The organism is Microbacterium sp. W1-4-2 (assembly GCF_058349885.2).
Genome location: NZ_JBYRJC020000002.1, coordinates 648,134 through 661,830 on the forward strand (window position 1 = coordinate 648,134; position 13,697 = coordinate 661,830).

General features: G+C 64.7%; 13 protein-coding genes. 3 read left to right on the forward strand and 10 right to left on the reverse strand.

Going from position 1 to position 13,697, the window contains the following annotated elements; all coding sequences use genetic code 11:
• Nucleotides 1–598: 598 nt before the first annotated feature.
• The 8 genes from AC3RX0_RS10860 to AC3RX0_RS10895 all read right to left on the reverse strand — a co-directional run bounded on the left by AC3RX0_RS10860 (nucleotide 599) and on the right by AC3RX0_RS10895 (nucleotide 9,244).
• Nucleotides 599–1,954: an MFS transporter gene (locus AC3RX0_RS10860; RefSeq protein ID WP_491505994.1), complete on the reverse strand. Its 1,356-nt coding sequence runs from the start codon at nucleotides 1,952–1,954 to the stop codon at nucleotides 599–601.
• 146 nt (nucleotides 1,955–2,100) lie between these two features.
• Nucleotides 2,101–3,564, reverse strand: a complete 1,464-nt coding sequence (locus AC3RX0_RS10865; protein WP_491505995.1) for an aldehyde dehydrogenase (NADP(+)) — start codon at nucleotides 3,562–3,564, stop codon at nucleotides 2,101–2,103.
• Between the two features lie 84 nt (nucleotides 3,565–3,648).
• On the reverse strand, nucleotides 3,649–4,422 hold the full coding sequence (locus AC3RX0_RS10870; protein ID WP_491505996.1) for an amino acid ABC transporter ATP-binding protein: 774 nt from the start codon (nucleotides 4,420–4,422) through the stop codon (nucleotides 3,649–3,651).
• Nucleotides 4,419–5,303: an amino acid ABC transporter permease gene (locus AC3RX0_RS10875; RefSeq protein WP_491505997.1), complete on the reverse strand. Its 885-nt coding sequence runs from the start codon at nucleotides 5,301–5,303 to the stop codon at nucleotides 4,419–4,421. The genes AC3RX0_RS10870 and AC3RX0_RS10875 overlap by 4 nt, the downstream gene beginning before the upstream one ends.
• Nucleotides 5,304–5,419: 116 nt before the next feature.
• The gene (locus AC3RX0_RS10880; protein WP_491505998.1) at nucleotides 5,420–6,355 is read right to left on the reverse strand and encodes an ABC transporter substrate-binding protein; all 936 of its coding nucleotides are present in this window, start codon (nucleotides 6,353–6,355) and stop codon (nucleotides 5,420–5,422) included.
• A gap of 38 nt (nucleotides 6,356–6,393) precedes the next feature.
• Nucleotides 6,394–7,554 (reverse strand): pyridoxal phosphate-dependent aminotransferase, encoded by a 1,161-nt coding sequence (locus AC3RX0_RS10885; RefSeq protein ID WP_491505999.1) that lies wholly within the window; start codon nucleotides 7,552–7,554, stop codon nucleotides 6,394–6,396.
• Between the two features lie 72 nt (nucleotides 7,555–7,626).
• The gene (gene dhaL, locus AC3RX0_RS10890; protein ID WP_491506000.1) at nucleotides 7,627–8,229 is read right to left on the reverse strand and encodes a dihydroxyacetone kinase subunit DhaL; all 603 of its coding nucleotides are present in this window, start codon (nucleotides 8,227–8,229) and stop codon (nucleotides 7,627–7,629) included.
• A gap of 22 nt (nucleotides 8,230–8,251) precedes the next feature.
• Nucleotides 8,252–9,244 (reverse strand): dihydroxyacetone kinase subunit DhaK, encoded by a 993-nt coding sequence (locus AC3RX0_RS10895; protein WP_491506001.1) that lies wholly within the window; start codon nucleotides 9,242–9,244, stop codon nucleotides 8,252–8,254.
• 141 nt (nucleotides 9,245–9,385) lie between these two features.
• On the opposite strand from AC3RX0_RS10895, the gene AC3RX0_RS10900 reads away from it, so the two are divergent.
• From AC3RX0_RS10900 to AC3RX0_RS10910, 3 genes are all read left to right on the forward strand, one after another.
• Nucleotides 9,386–10,297: a dihydrodipicolinate synthase family protein gene (locus tag AC3RX0_RS10900; protein ID WP_491506002.1), complete on the forward strand. Its 912-nt coding sequence runs from the start codon at nucleotides 9,386–9,388 to the stop codon at nucleotides 10,295–10,297.
• Nucleotides 10,298–10,378: 81 nt separating this feature from the next.
• Complete coding sequence (locus AC3RX0_RS10905) at nucleotides 10,379–11,113, forward strand: GntR family transcriptional regulator (protein WP_491506003.1); 735 nt, start codon at nucleotides 10,379–10,381, stop codon at nucleotides 11,111–11,113.
• Between the two features lie 636 nt (nucleotides 11,114–11,749).
• Nucleotides 11,750–12,514 (forward strand): EI24 domain-containing protein, encoded by a 765-nt coding sequence (locus AC3RX0_RS10910; protein ID WP_491506004.1) that lies wholly within the window; start codon nucleotides 11,750–11,752, stop codon nucleotides 12,512–12,514.
• Here AC3RX0_RS10910 and AC3RX0_RS10915 read toward each other — a convergent pair.
• Nucleotides 12,487–12,972 carry a GNAT family N-acetyltransferase gene (locus AC3RX0_RS10915; protein ID WP_491506005.1) on the reverse strand — a complete coding sequence of 162 codons (486 nt, stop codon included), beginning with the start codon at nucleotides 12,970–12,972 and terminating at the stop codon, nucleotides 12,487–12,489. The two genes, AC3RX0_RS10910 and AC3RX0_RS10915, sit on opposite strands and share 28 nt — an antisense overlap.
• A 39-nt stretch (nucleotides 12,973–13,011) precedes the next feature.
• Nucleotides 13,012–13,656 (reverse strand): GntR family transcriptional regulator, encoded by a 645-nt coding sequence (locus AC3RX0_RS10920; RefSeq protein ID WP_491506006.1) that lies wholly within the window; start codon nucleotides 13,654–13,656, stop codon nucleotides 13,012–13,014.
• Between the last annotated feature and the right edge of the window lie 41 nt (nucleotides 13,657–13,697).

Below are 13,697 nucleotides of genomic sequence, written 5' to 3' on the forward strand. Positions count from 1 at the left end.
GTCGGCAACGTTCCGCCAGCGAACCGCTGCCGCCGCTGAACGATACGTACGTTGCGCAGTCCCCCTACCGGGCAACCGCGGGCGCTACTGGCCTAGCTGACGAAGCTGTGTCCTCCAGGCGTAGTAGCGCGCCGGTTAACCTCTCCGGTGTGGTGGTCTGACGCTTCTGGATTGTGCACGTTCTCGGAAACACCTTGAATATCGCGACCGTGCGCGAAGGGCCGGGACGCGACGGAGATGGGACTGAGAAGCGGTTGGATCAGGTGCGGCGGTCGCAGGTTCAGGTCCCTGTTATCCCGTTCGGAGCGTGCCCCCCTCTGGCCCCACCGAGGGGAGCCAAGGGACACCTGTCGTATACCGTGCGGGGGAATCCCCTCTGGACAGGGAAGCTGCTCACTGCCCGCAACCGTTCACTTCACGAACGCCGAAACGGTTCAGAGTTCGAGCGCCGCCGACACGCAACGACGGCTATTCCTCGGCGTTCGTATGGGCGGCATTCTTCGTGACGATGCGAGGCTCCAGTCGTTGCTTGTCACGGATGCAGAATCGCAAGCTTGTCACGCCCGCGGTGCAGAGCGCACCGCGGGCACGAGATAGTCTAAGCAGCTGCGTTTCTGGCAGAAGTCTCTTGGACGTCGGAGCGCTGGGTCAGGGATACCTTCGTCTCTCCGGCCCTCAAGCGCGATGCAGCCAAGCTTGAGATGACCGCCACAGCGATCACGTAGAGGATGAGCCAGTACCACTGCCCGCCGCTGAGGGCCAGGAGCGCGGTTCCGATCAGGGGCGAGAGGCCGCCGCCGAGCGTGGCGCCGACTTGCTGGGTGACGCTGAGGCCGGTGTAGCGGACCTCGACTGGGTAGAGGTTGGCAAAGAGTGCTCCCTGCGCTCCATACATCGCGCCATGCCCGATTGCGAGGCCAAGGGACATGGCAATCGTCGTCAATGCGAAGTTGCCCGTCTCGACCATGAAGAAGAACGGCACAGCGAGCAGGAGTTGGAACAGGGCGCCTGCAATATAGACCTTTCGGCGGCCGATCCTGTCAGAGAGAGCGCCGAAGAGCGGGAGGGTGAGACACTCGAGGAAGCAGGCGATGAGGACCGACAAGAGGACCGGCTCGCGTGGTACACCGAGGGTGGTCGTGACGTACGCGATCGTGACCACGTAGTAGATGTTGAATAGGCCGGATTCGGCGATCTTTGCGAGGATCGAGAGAACCACCCGGCTGGGGTAGCGGGACAGCACCTCTCCGATCGGCACTTTGGCTGTGGCCTGAGCTTCGCGCGCGGCAACGAACTCGGGGCTTTCGGTCAGTCGCATGCGGATGTAGATACCGACGCCGATGAGCACGATGCTGAGCAGGAACGGGAGGCGCCATGCCCAGTTCTCGTACGCGCCGGCGGGGAGGGCGACTTGGAGGATGGCGACCAGGCCAACGGGGAGCAGGACACCGGCGGGGGTTCCGATGTGCACGAGGGACGTCGCGAGCCCCTGCTGCTTCGTCGGTGCGTTTTCGAGTGCCATCAGGACACCGCCGCCGTATTCACCACCCATCCCTATGCCCTGGATGAGGCGGATCAGAACGAGTAGCAACGGGGCGGCGACTCCGATCGTCGCGTAACTGGGGAGCACGCCGATGGCGAAGGTGCCGAGGCCCATCATGAGCATCGTGATGATGAGGATGCGTTTGCGGCCTAGGCGGTCACCGTAGTGGCCGAAGATGATGCCGCCAACTGGTCGAGCGAGGTAGCCGACGAAGAAGGTTGCAAATGCAGAAAGCGTGCCGATGAGCGGGTTCTCGGTGGGGAAGAAGACATTCCCGAAAACGAGAGCGGCGGTTGTGGCATAGAGGGTGAAGTCGTAGTACTCCACGGTGGTGCCGAGGGCACTGGCCCAGATCGCACGGCGGAGCATTCTGGGGTCGGATGCGCCGGCGTGAGCGCGGGTGTCAGTCATGGACGAACTCCTTTGTTACGTAATGGTGCGCTTCGAGACGGGCATCTGGTCGAGTGCCCGGACGGGCGCCGCGAGGCGGACTCGTGGTCCTGCCGTCTCGACGTTGTGGCTTGACAACGAGACGGGTGTGCGGGTGGGTTGGTTGTTCAGATTCGGAGCTGGCCGTCGATTCGACGGGGGAGGTGATGCTTTGCCTCATCGGCGAGTTCCGCCGGGAGGAGGCTTTCCGGGAACCCCTGATAGGCGACCGGGCGGAGGAATCGGGTGATCGCGGCTGTCCCCACCGACGTTGTCCCCGAGGCCGTGGTCGCAGGGTACGGGCCGCCATGCTGCTGTGCGTATGTGACAGACACACCGGTGGGCCATTGGTTCCACAACAGACGTCCTGCGCGCTTCGCGAGCAGCCTTACCAATTTGGGGACGATTTCCTCGGTTCCCTCGCCGATGATCGTGGCAGTGAGCTGCCCATCGATGGCTTGGGCAAGCTCGAGCAGTTGGTCATCCCGCTGGTATATGACCACGAGCGCGGTCGGGCCGAAGCACTCCCTGAAGAGGTCGTCGCGGTGCGCGAGGACCGCGTCGATGTCGGTGGTGAGGATGGTGGGTGACGGAGGGTCGGCCAGCGCCGCGTCCCCGCGGGCCAAGACTGATATGTGACGGCTGCTGAGGAGGTCCTCGAGCATCTCGGTGTAGCCGGTCTGGATCCGATCGTTGAGCAGCGGAGCGGCTGGCGGAAGCGCCTGAGCTCGAAGGTGCTCCGTGATCGTTGACGTCTCCGGGACGACGAGCACGCCGGGCTTCGTGCAGAACTGTCCTGCCCCGAGCGACATGGAGTCGAGGAACTGATCAGCGATCTCGTCTGCCCGGATTGAATCGGCGTCGCGGGTGACGAAGACCGGATTTACGCTGCCGAGTTCGCCGTAGAAGGGGATCGGTTCGGGCCGGGCGTTGGCGAGATCGAACAGTGTCCTGCCTCCGGGAGTGGATCCGGTGAATGAGCCTGCCTTCACTCGTGGATCCTGCAGTGCGACGCGGCCGGACTCGATGCCGAAGATCACCGCGAACAGGCCGCCACCGAAACCCGCCTCGTTAATGCCTTCCCGGACGATTTCCCCAGTCCGCGCCGAAAGAAGTGGATGCCCGGAGTGGGCCTTCAGGATGACGGTGCAGCCGGCGGCCAGAGCAGCAGCTACGTCGCCGCCCGCGACGCTGAATGCGAACGGGAAGTTGCTGGCTGCGAACACGACGACGGGACCGACCGGCTCGAGCATGCGCCGTAGGTCCGGGCGCGGTGCCCCCATGGGCCACCCGGGGTCGGCGTGGTCGATGCGGGCGTCGAGGTAGCTTCCCTCGCGGAGCACCTCGCCGAAGAGCCGCAACTGGAAGGTGGTTCGTTGGAGTTCGCCTCGCAGGCGCGCCTCGAGGAGATGCGTCTCACGCTGGGCAATCTCGACAAGCTCGTCCGCGTTGTCGTCAAGCCGGCGCGCGATGGCGTCGAGCACATCCGCGCGTTCGTGACGCGTGGCGCTTGCCCACGTGTCAGCTTCCTTGGCGGCGGTCGCGAGGATGCTTTCGAGCTCCTCGGGTGTGGTGGGCGCGATGGCCGTCATATCGTCTTCCTCCTGGCCGTTTTGTGCGGCGCAGCTGCAACCCGTGTCGTCGCGTAGGGGTGTGGAGTGCGCGGCGGCGGTGGACTAGTGAATGCTGCGCAGGAACTGCTTGGTGCGTTCGTGCTGTGGGTTGGTGAAGAACTCCTCGGGCGGGGCTTCCTCGACAATCTCGCCACCGTGCATGAAGATCACACGGGACGCTGCCTGCCGAGCGAAGCCCATCTCATGGGTGACGACGATCATCGTCATGCCCTCGGAGGCGAGGGCAAGCATGACTTCGAGGACATCCCCGACCAGTTCCGGATCGAGGGCGGAGGTCGGCTCGTCGAAGAGCATCAGGTCTGGGTCCATGGCGAGCGCCCGTGCGATCGCGACACGCTGTTGCTGCCCCCCGGAAAGCTGGACGGGGTACGAGTAGGCCTTATCCTCCAGCCCGACCTTCGCGAGCAGTTCCATCGCCCGGGCGATGGCCTGCTTCTTCGGCTGCTTGAGCACCCCGACAGGTGCTTCGATGATGTTGTCGAGGACGGTTAGGTGGGAGAACAGGTTGAACCGTTGGAAGACCATGCCGATTCGCTTGCGCTGCTCGGCGGCCAGTTTCGGGCTGAGCTCTCGGTACACGTCGCGGTGCGGTTCGTAACCGATCAGCTGGTCATCGACCCAGATCTCGCCGCCGTCGATGGTCTCGAGGTGGTTGATCGCGCGGAGGAACGTGCTCTTGCCGGCCCCAGACGCGCCGAGTAGGCAGACCACTTCGCCGCGGGCAACGTCGAGGTTGACGTTCTTGAGGACCTCTACGTTTCCGAACGCTTTTCGGACGGCGATTGCGGAGACGACGAGGGGTTCTGGCGTGGTCACTTCTGGGCCTCCTCCATAGAGTTCTTCGAGGCGGCAAGGTCTCGGGTGAACGGGGGTGCGGCGGCTTTGCGGAGGACCGCGCGGGTGGCATTCTTCCCAGTGCGGCTTACGCTGGCATCCAGGGACCGTTCGAGGAAGTATTGCCCGATGCTGGTGATCGTGACGATGACCATGTACCAGAAGGCGGCCGCGAATAGGGTCTCCATGACCTGTAGGTTGACCGCGGCGATGTTCTGCGCAGCGCGCAGCAGTTCCGGGTAGGTGATCACGGACGCGAGCGAGGTCGTCTTCAGCATGTTGATGAAGTCGTTGCCGGTCGGAGGGATGATCACGCGCAGCGCTTGTGGGAGGGTCACTCGTCGCATGGTGCGGCCGGGTGACATCGCGAGGGCGGATGCCGCCTCGATCTGACCGGCATCGACGCTCTTGATGCCGCCGCGGACGATCTCGGCCATGTATGCCGCCTCGTTCAATGCCAGACCAAGGAGTGCGGCGACGAACGGAGTCATTACGGTGTTGGTGGACTCGTCGAAGAAGACCGTATCGGTGCCCGGGATACCGATCGTGATCCTGGGGACCACTAGGGCGAGGTTGTACCAGATCAGGATCTGCAGCAGCACGGGTACACCGCGGAAGATCCAGATGAAGAGTGCGGCGGAGTATGAGGCCACTGGGTTTCCAGAGATTCGCATTACCGCGATCAGCACACCAAGGATGATGGCCACCGCCTGGGAGACGACCGCGAGCACGATCGTCCCCAGGACGGCCTCTAAGAACAGCGGGTGGAAGATATAGAGCAAGACGTCGGACCAGGCGATCCTTGCTCGGCCCATCGCGACGATCACCGCGACGAGGACCGCGATGATGATGACTCCGGTCACCCACCGCCACGGATGTCTCCGTTTGACGGTCGGCTTCTGCAGTCGGATTCCGCGGGTAGCGGTCATTTCGTGTGCGGACATGCTCTTTCTCCCTCCAGGTTGTCCCGAGGTTGGGGCTACTTTCCGCTGTTGACGGTGACCGTCGTGAGGGCGCCGCTGCTGAGGCCCCACGCGGCGAGGATCTTCGCGTAGGTGCCGTCGTCGATCAGCGACTGCAAGGCCGCTTTGGTCGCGTCACGCAGATCGGTGCTGCTCTTGTTGAAGCCAATACCGTACGGGGCGGCGTCGATCGGCGGGGTGTTGACGACCTCGAAGTCGTTGCCCCCACCAGAAGTCTGCGCGATGTAGGTAAGGTTCGGGAGGTCGTTGAGTGCGGACTCGGTACGGCCGGTCTTCAGATCGTTCAGCCGCTGCTGGTCGTCTGAATTGGTGATGACGTTGATCGTCTTGCCGGATGGGCACAAGGTGGGGCTTTCCTGCTGTGCCCAGGCCAGCTGTGAGGAGCCGGGAGCGGCGGACGTGTTGGTGCCGCACAGGTCTTTGGGTTCCGTGATGTTGTGCGGATTGCCTTTGGTTACCAGGATGGCGATGCCGGAGTTGAAGTAGTCGACGAAGTCGATGGCCTTCTGGCGCGTGGCGTTGTCGTTCATCGAGGCGATGGTCAAGTCGACGCGACCGGACTGCAGGCTGGAGATGAGGGTGTCGAATTGCATGTTCTGGATGTTCATCTTCACGCCGAGCCGGTTGGCGATCGCGTTGACCAAGTCGATCTCGTATCCGATCGGTGTCTTGCCATCAGCGGCGAGGAACGTGGCGGGCGGAGACTGCAGGTTCGAACCGACTTCGATGGTCGCCTTTCCCTTAGGCAGCAGCGCTGCTGCGGCTGAGTCGACCTTGACCGCCTTGACGATGGGGGCGGTGACGTCCTGCGGGGACGTGCCGGCCTTGGCAGCCCCGCTCGATGCGGGCGCGCCCGGGAGCGTAGAGCTGCACGCGCTCAGGGTGATCACGGTGGCCGCGGCGAGCAGAAGCGCTGCGAGTTTCGTCTTCATGATGTGTCTTTCTTCCTTTTCGGGTGCGGAGGGTGTTGTTACGGGAGGGTGATGAATCGACTGCCGAGCCGCTGCAACCCGGTTTCGAGTTGCGCGGTCTCTCCGCCGAAGGAGATGCGGGCATAGCCTTGGCCGTAGTTTCCGAACGCGGTGCCCGGGGCGATCGCGACACGGTCGTCGGCGAGCAGGTCCAACGCGAACTGCTTGGCGGAGGTGACGGACTCGCGGAGGTCAAGCCAGAGGTAGAACGCGCCAGCCGGGACGGTCGCGACGGGGACATCGTGGTTGGCCAGAATGGCGAGGGCACGGTCGCGACGGTCAAGGTATGTGGCGCGCATCTCTTCAACGCACTCTTGCGGGCCGGAGACCGCGGCGATCGCGGCGGCCTGGCCTACGGCGCTGACGCAGCTGACGATCGGCTCGTGGACGCGCGCAACCACGCGGGGCATTCCCTTGGGGAGTGTCATGTAGCCGATCCGCCACCCGGTCATCGCGTAGGTCTTGGAGAAGCTGTGAGCGGTCACGATGCGGTCGTAGTCGCTCAGCGCCGCGGCGGAGACGAAGCCCGGCTCGAAGGTGAGTTCGTCGTAGCACTCGTCCGACAGCAGCCAGATGCCACGCTGTTCGGCGAAATTGATGATGTGCCGCATCCGCGGTTCGCTGATGATGGTGCCGAGCGGATTGGATGGAGAGTTGATCAGCAGCACCCGGGTGCGCGGGGTGACCAGTTCCTCGAGTTCTGCGACGTCGGGAAGGAACCCGTTCTCCGGACCGAGTTTGTAGCCGATCGCTTTCGCACGGATCAGGTGCGCCATGCTCATATAGTTCGACCATCCCGGGTCCGGGATGAGGATTTCGTCACCCTCATCGCACAGCGCGAAAAGGGTCGAGTACAGGCCCTCGACAGCACCGGACGTGACGAGCACCTGGTCAGGGTCGGCGACGATCCCGTTCACTCGAAGCAGCTTCGCAGCGAGAGCTTCGCGCAGGGCCGGAACGCCCTCGTTCGATGTGTACTTAGTCCATCCGTCATGAAGAGCACGCGAGGCGGCGTCGATGACATGCGGCGGGGTGGCGAAACTCGGCTCGCCGAGCTCGAGGTGGATCACGTCGTCCATTGCGAGGGCGAGTTCCAGCACTTCACGGATCCCGGATCGGGGCGTGGTGAGAGCCAGCGGTGATGCCGCAAGGGTGGTCATCCTGAGTGATGCCTTTCTGAGCGTTGGTTTGAAAGAGGGTTTGGATGCTCCGGAGGTTTGTGCTGTCTCTCGTCAGAAGCTGTCCGCGCCCATCTGGAAGAATCGCGCGACGGCTGCGGCACCCGGATCGATCGCACCGATTGCGCGGTCGCCGACATAGCTGGCGCGGCCTCGCCGAGCACGGTACTGGCGGGTGTTCTCAGCTCCCGCGGCTCCTGCTTCCGCTGCTGCCACGAAGGCAGCCCGGAGGTCACTGTCGGTGGCCGTGTTCAGCGCGTCGGCGATGGGGGAGAGCGCGTCGATCAGGGTCTTGTCTCCCAGTTCGGCGTGCCCCACCCGGACGATCGCGTCGCGTCCATCGCTCACCCCCTTGGCAAGAGTGGTCGCGGTGAAAGCGTCACGGGTCGCGCGTTCGATGTTTCCGAACAGCAGGCCGAACAGGGGGCCGCTGGAGCCGCCGATGTCGTCGAGGAATACCTGAGCGATCGTGGCCAGTGGGCGTTCAGTGGTGGAGGCCAGTTGTGCCTGGGTAAGTCGACCGCCGAGGGCGAGGTTGGTTCCGAAGTCGCCGTCGCCGACCTTCTGGTCTAGCTCGTTGTAGGTAGCTTCGGATGAGGAGGCGTGATCGGCGAAACCGGCGATCCAGCGGGCCTCTGCGGGCGCGGTGTCAGTCATGTGTGTTCTCCAAGTGAAAAGTTCAGATCCATGTCCGGTCCGCGCCTGGGTCGTCCCAGAGATCGAGCGTCTCGTCGTCTAGCAGGGCAAGTGTCAGCGAGAATCCCTTCATATCCAAAGCGGTGACGATCGATCCGACCAGCGTGCGGGCGACCTGCCATCCGCGCTGGTCGAGGGAGGTGGCGGCTTCTTCCAGCACGCTGTAAAGCTCCATGCTGGTCGTCGCGCCCAGGCCGTTCACGAAGAGCAGCGATCGCGTGTCTTGGCGGGGAATGGCACCGGTGAGGTCGTCGAGCATCCGGCCAATCAGTTCGGGCAGCGGCGGTGCCGTGATGGTCACGCCGCTTCGCTCGCCGTGGATGCCAACCCCGTATTCGAGGGTGTCTTCTTCGAGTTCGAAGACCCTCCGCCCCGTCTGGGGAGCAGTGTGGGGCGCACTGGCGACGGCGACGCTCCGGCTTCCCGCGACGAACCGTTTGCCCAGCGCGACCAGAGCGTCCAAGTCGTATTCGCGATCTGCGGCGGCGCCGAGGATCTTCTCGACGAGTACGGTGGCGCCGGTGCCGCGGCGGCCGAGGCGGATGTTCGGATCATCCGTGGCGATGTCATCATCGACCACGACCGTGCCAACTTGGATGCCGTCCAGGCGGAGCCGCTCGGCCGCGATCCCGAAGTTGATATTGTCGCCCGTGTAGTTCTTCACCAGGTGCAGGACGCCGTCCTCACGGGCGACCAGTCGCGAGGCTTCATATATCTGACGGTTGTGTGGGGAAGCGAAGATTCCACCCGGGACAGCCGCGTCCAGCAAACCTGGTCCGACGACGCCGGCGTGGAGGGGCTCATGTCCAGACCCTCCGCCAGATACCAGGCCAACCCGGCGTGACTGACGGGTCTGCGTTGTGAACACGAAGCGGGGATTCTCGACGAACTTCAATGCACCATCGCTCGCGCGAACGAGGCCTCGCAGAGCGTCGTCGACCGCTGTCGCGGTATTGGTCAGAAAGTATCCGCTCACTGCACTCCCTCGTGGAACTGAAATCTAGCATGCCAGATGTTACCGTTCAGATGCTAGTCTCAATTTGTTAGACGGTGAAGCAGCCGGAGAACAAACCAGAACTGCAAGATCACCCGCTGCGGCGGATGAGAGGAGAACCAAATGTCACCTGTGGAGCTCGGTGGGATCATCTCGACCGTCGTCACACCCTTCACCGCCGACGACGAGGTCGACTACGACGCCCTTCGCGAAGAAGTCCGATACCTGCTCGGCACCGGCATCACCGGCATCTGCGCCTGCGGCAGCACGGGTGAGGGCCACACTCTGTCCGTTGAGGAGAGCGCCGAAATCTGCCGTGTCGTCGTCGAAGAAGTTGGTGGCCGCATTCCGGTCGTTGGCGGAGTCATCCAGAATTCCACTGCGTCTGCGATTCGTTACGGTCTGGCACTGAAGGAGGCCGGCGTTGATGCTCTGCAGATCACCCCCGTCCACTACGTGTTCGCTCCCGGCCCCGACCAGACCGTGGAGTACTACCAGAAGATCGCGGAGGTGGTCGGACTGCCGATCGTCGTCTACAACGTCGTCCCGTGGGCACTCGTGCCCGCAGACGTCATCGAGCGACTGATCGAGATCCCCGAGATTGTTGCGCTCAAGCAAAGCGGTGGCGATGTGCACCTGCTCGCGGACGCTTGCGCCCGCTTCCGTGACCGCATCGTCATCCTCGCGGCGCTCGACGACATCCACTACCCCGCATTCATGCTCGGTGCGCAGGGCGCGCTCGCAGCAATTCCTACTGTCACGCCGACGCTGAGTGTCGAACTCTGGAATGCCGTGCAGGAAGGCCGCCACGCGGACGCTCTCGACCTGCACGAGCGAATTCTGCGGGTCTGGCGCACCATTGAAGGTCCCAACTCGCCGTCGCTTCTCAAGGGCGCCCTCGAGCTGCAAGGCCGGAACGCGGGGTACCCCCGCCACCCCTTCCGCAAGGCCACTCCGGAGCAGCTCGTGCCGGTCCGTGAAGCGCTCGTCGCGGCCGGGGTCAGGGTCGTCGAGAGCGAACCTGTCACTGTGTGACACTCCCGGGTCGCGTCGTACAAATGCAACCCGTTCGACGCGACCCGCCCAATTGGAATCTGAAATGGCAGAATCACGATTATGACGCTCCCCAACACTCCATCGCAGGTCGCCAGTCCCGTGCCTGCCGGCGGGATCGTGCTCGAGAGCCTGTCGGACCAGGTTCACCGACTCCTGTTGCGCCGCATCATCGACGGCCAGCTCGCACCTGGTTCCAAGATCGATGTCCCCGCCCTCGCGCGTGAATTCGGCACTTCCAAGACACCTATCCGTGAGGCACTTGCGCGCCTTGAGTTCGACCACTTCGTCGTCACCAAGCAACGCTCCGGCAGTTACGTCCGCCAACCCACCATCAGCGACGTCGACGAGATCTGCGAACTGCGAAAAGCAATCGAATGGCTCTGCACCGGGCTCGCGACCAATATCCTCACCGACGAGGAGCTCCACGCACTTCACGACGAAATCGTCGATGCCGAACGCATCGCCCAGGAAGACGGCGACCTTCGGCCCTTCTTCCAGAGCGACGAACATCTCCACGGTTCGATCGTGGCCGCTACCCGTAACGAACGAATCATCCAGGTTCGCCACGCATCCGAGCCCTACCTGGAATGGATCCGAGTCCTCGGCGCAACCGGTCTCCACCGCATCGAAGTCTCCACACAGCGCCATCTCGAGATCGTCGATGCCATGCTCGCCCGTGACCCCCAACGAGCACAATCCATCGCTGCCATCCACGTCGATGAGGTCCAACGGTTCACCAAGGAAGACTTCTCCGGTCAGATCGTAAGCTTCGCCGAGGCGAATAGCCGTCTCTAACGTTCCCCGTGTATCTGGGCATTGCTCAGCAACCCGTGAGCCTCGGTCCGGGACCACGCGCAAGTCTCGGGCCGCTCGACGAGTACCGGCTCGCCCCCCTTGCCAGTATTCGTCGCCGGCCACCTCGAGGAGCCCCCTGGTGAGGAGTGCGTGAAGAGATCCCACTGACGCCGGGCAATAGGTAGTCCTGGTCGACGAAGAAGACACTGTGCGAGGCGACCCCGCGATGCCGAGGACGCGCGCAAAGAATGGCTCCCAACTATGGCGCGACAGGACACGGAATCAGTGCGCGACCCGGGTGTTTGAGGGCAGCTGGAAAATTCTCGGGCCTAGCGTGGAAAGCGCCAGGAGCGCCGGTCTGTGATCCCTTGTCTCGCATGGGATCCGGGATAAGCGAAACGAGCCACCAGATGGTGTGGGGCTCCCGAGAGGGGGCCCTTCGTCGTTCTTCGGCGTCTCCGCGGCCCGGGGGCCGGGTCACCGGCCCGCGAATGCTGCAGCATCCTGCTGATGCGCCAGGAATCGTCGGCGCGCTGCACTTCCCTGCTGATGCGCCAGACAAAAGCAGCCGCATCTGCAGGAAAGTGGCGCACCGGTGGGTCCGGTGACCCGAGAGCTCCCGATAGCGTGGACGGCATGATCCGCGAGTTCGCCGCCGGCTTCGGCACGCTGGGCCGCGGATTCGGCATGTGGCGCACGCATCCGCGGCTGCTGGCGCTCGGCCTCGTCCCGGCGATCATGGCGTTCGTCGTGCTGGCCGGACTGCTCATCCCGTTCGCCCTGTCGCTGGGCGGCATCACGTCGTGGATGACTCCGTTCGCCGACGGCTGGGCCGCGGGCTGGCGCGACGCGCTGCGCGTCGCTCTCGGGATCGTGCTGTTCCTGGCCGCGGCGATCGGTGCCGGCCTGACGTTCAGCGCGCTCGCGCTGACGATCGGCGACCCCTTCTATCAGTGCATCTGGCGGGGCGTCGAACGTGCGCTCGGCGGCCCCGAGCCCACGGGCGAGACCGGATTCTGGGCGGCCATCGGAGAGGGCCTGCGCCTTGTGGTCTTCGGCATCCTGGTCGCGCTGCTCACCCTCGCGATCGGATTCATCCCGGTCGTCGGCGGGATCCTCGCGTCGATCGTCGGCGTCGTGCTCTCGGGCAGGATGCTGGCGCGCGAGCTCACCGGTCGGGCCTTCGACGCTCGGGGCCTGCGCAGCGCTGAGCGGTCGCGACTGCTCGCGGCGGGCCGTGCCCGCGTGCTGGGCTTCGGCGTCGCCACGCAGCTGTGCTTTCTGGTGCCGCTCGGGGCGATCATCACGATGCCGGCCGCCGTCGCCGGCTCGACCATCCTCGCCCGCACGCTGACCGAGCGCGCCGCCGTGACCTACTCGACGGTCGGCACGAGCGCGTAGACGAGCTCTTCCACCTCGTGACCGACGCCGGGCGCGGGTTCGACCGAGCGCGACACCTCGCTGAACCCGTTCTTCTCGAGCACCGCGATCGATGCCGCGTTGTGCGCGGCGACGCGCGCGTACAGCGGGCGCGTCGCCTCACGCGAGACGAGCAGGCGCAACGCCTCGGTGGCGACCCCGCGCCCCCACGCGTGCCGGGCGATCCAGTATGTGACCTCCCGCTCGCCGTCCACCGTGAATGCGCCGGCGATGCCGGCGAAGCCGCCGCGCTCGGTGACGACGTGCAGGTCGACGTCGGGCGAGGCCCGGCGGCGCGCGGCCCATTCGTCGAACGACGCGCGGTCCGAGGCATCCGTCCGCGTGAATGCCGCCATGGCGATCGCATCGGGGTCGCGCATCATCTCGAAGACGGCGTCGAGGTCGTCGTCGTCCAGGTCACGCAGCTCGATGTGGCCCATGCGGCAACGGTACCGGGCGGTGTGCGCCGGAGGAAGCGGTCAGCCCAGGCCGTGCTGCAGGCGCAGGACGCGCTCGGCGCGGTCGCCGTCGCGGACGGACACGGCATCGCGGAACACGCGGTACATGTCGGTGCGCTCGCCTATGTGGTCGATGTGGGGAGACCAGCCGAAGAGGTTGCGCCGCAGCCCGAACTCGCATTCCTCGAGGATGCTCTGCAGCATGCGGTTGCCGGTGGCGTAGGTGACGGAGGTGAAGAAGACCATGCTGGTGCGCAGCAGCTCGGGGCGGTCGTCCACGGTCGACGCGTCGATCATGTCGTCGATCTGGGCGAGCAGCTCAGCGAGCGTCTCGTCCGAGCAGCGCGCGGCCGCCATGCGGATCGCGTTGCCCATCGTGTAGACGGCGAACTCGTGCGTGGAGGTCAGCATCGACTCGTCGGGGATCGACACCCGCGTCCAGCGGTTCGCCGACACCTCGACCAGGCCGCAGCGCTCCAGGCGCTGCAGGGCCTCGCGCACAGGGGTGCGCGAGACGCCGAGCCACTCGGCGAGCTCCACGTCGCGCAGTCGCTCGCCCGGTGCGAGCCGGCCGTCCAGGACCGCTTCGCCCAGAATCCGGTAGACCTCGTCGCCGAGCAGCGCACCCCGCGGATCGACAGGGGTGAAGCGAACATCGCTGGTCATCGATCCGCAATATATCAGTACAGTGGTGACGTCACGCCTCG

What these genes read in the sequence shown, in the direction of transcription:
- AC3RX0_RS10885 (WP_491505999.1), bottom strand. Translation starts at nt 7,554, where the DNA reads ATGACCACCCTTGCGGCATCACCGCTGGCTCTCACCACGCCCCGATCC.
- AC3RX0_RS10920 (WP_491506006.1), bottom strand. Translation starts at nt 13,656, where the DNA reads ATGACCAGCGATGTTCGCTTCACCCCTGTCGATCCGCGGGGTGCGCTG.
- dhaL (WP_491506000.1), bottom strand. Translation starts at nt 8,229, where the DNA reads ATGACTGACACCGCGCCCGCAGAGGCCCGCTGGATCGCCGGTTTCGCC.
- AC3RX0_RS10910 (WP_491506004.1), top strand. Translation starts at nt 11,750, where the DNA reads ATGATCCGCGAGTTCGCCGCCGGCTTCGGCACGCTGGGCCGCGGATTC.
- AC3RX0_RS10880 (WP_491505998.1), bottom strand. Translation starts at nt 6,355, where the DNA reads ATGAAGACGAAACTCGCAGCGCTTCTGCTCGCCGCGGCCACCGTGATC.
- AC3RX0_RS10865 (WP_491505995.1), bottom strand. Translation starts at nt 3,564, where the DNA reads ATGACGGCCATCGCGCCCACCACACCCGAGGAGCTCGAAAGCATCCTC.
- AC3RX0_RS10915 (WP_491506005.1), bottom strand. Translation starts at nt 12,972, where the DNA reads ATGGGCCACATCGAGCTGCGTGACCTGGACGACGACGACCTCGACGCC.
- AC3RX0_RS10905 (WP_491506003.1), top strand. Translation starts at nt 10,379, where the DNA reads ATGACGCTCCCCAACACTCCATCGCAGGTCGCCAGTCCCGTGCCTGCC.
- AC3RX0_RS10860 (WP_491505994.1), bottom strand. Translation starts at nt 1,954, where the DNA reads ATGACTGACACCCGCGCTCACGCCGGCGCATCCGACCCCAGAATGCTC.
- AC3RX0_RS10900 (WP_491506002.1), top strand. Translation starts at nt 9,386, where the DNA reads ATGTCACCTGTGGAGCTCGGTGGGATCATCTCGACCGTCGTCACACCC.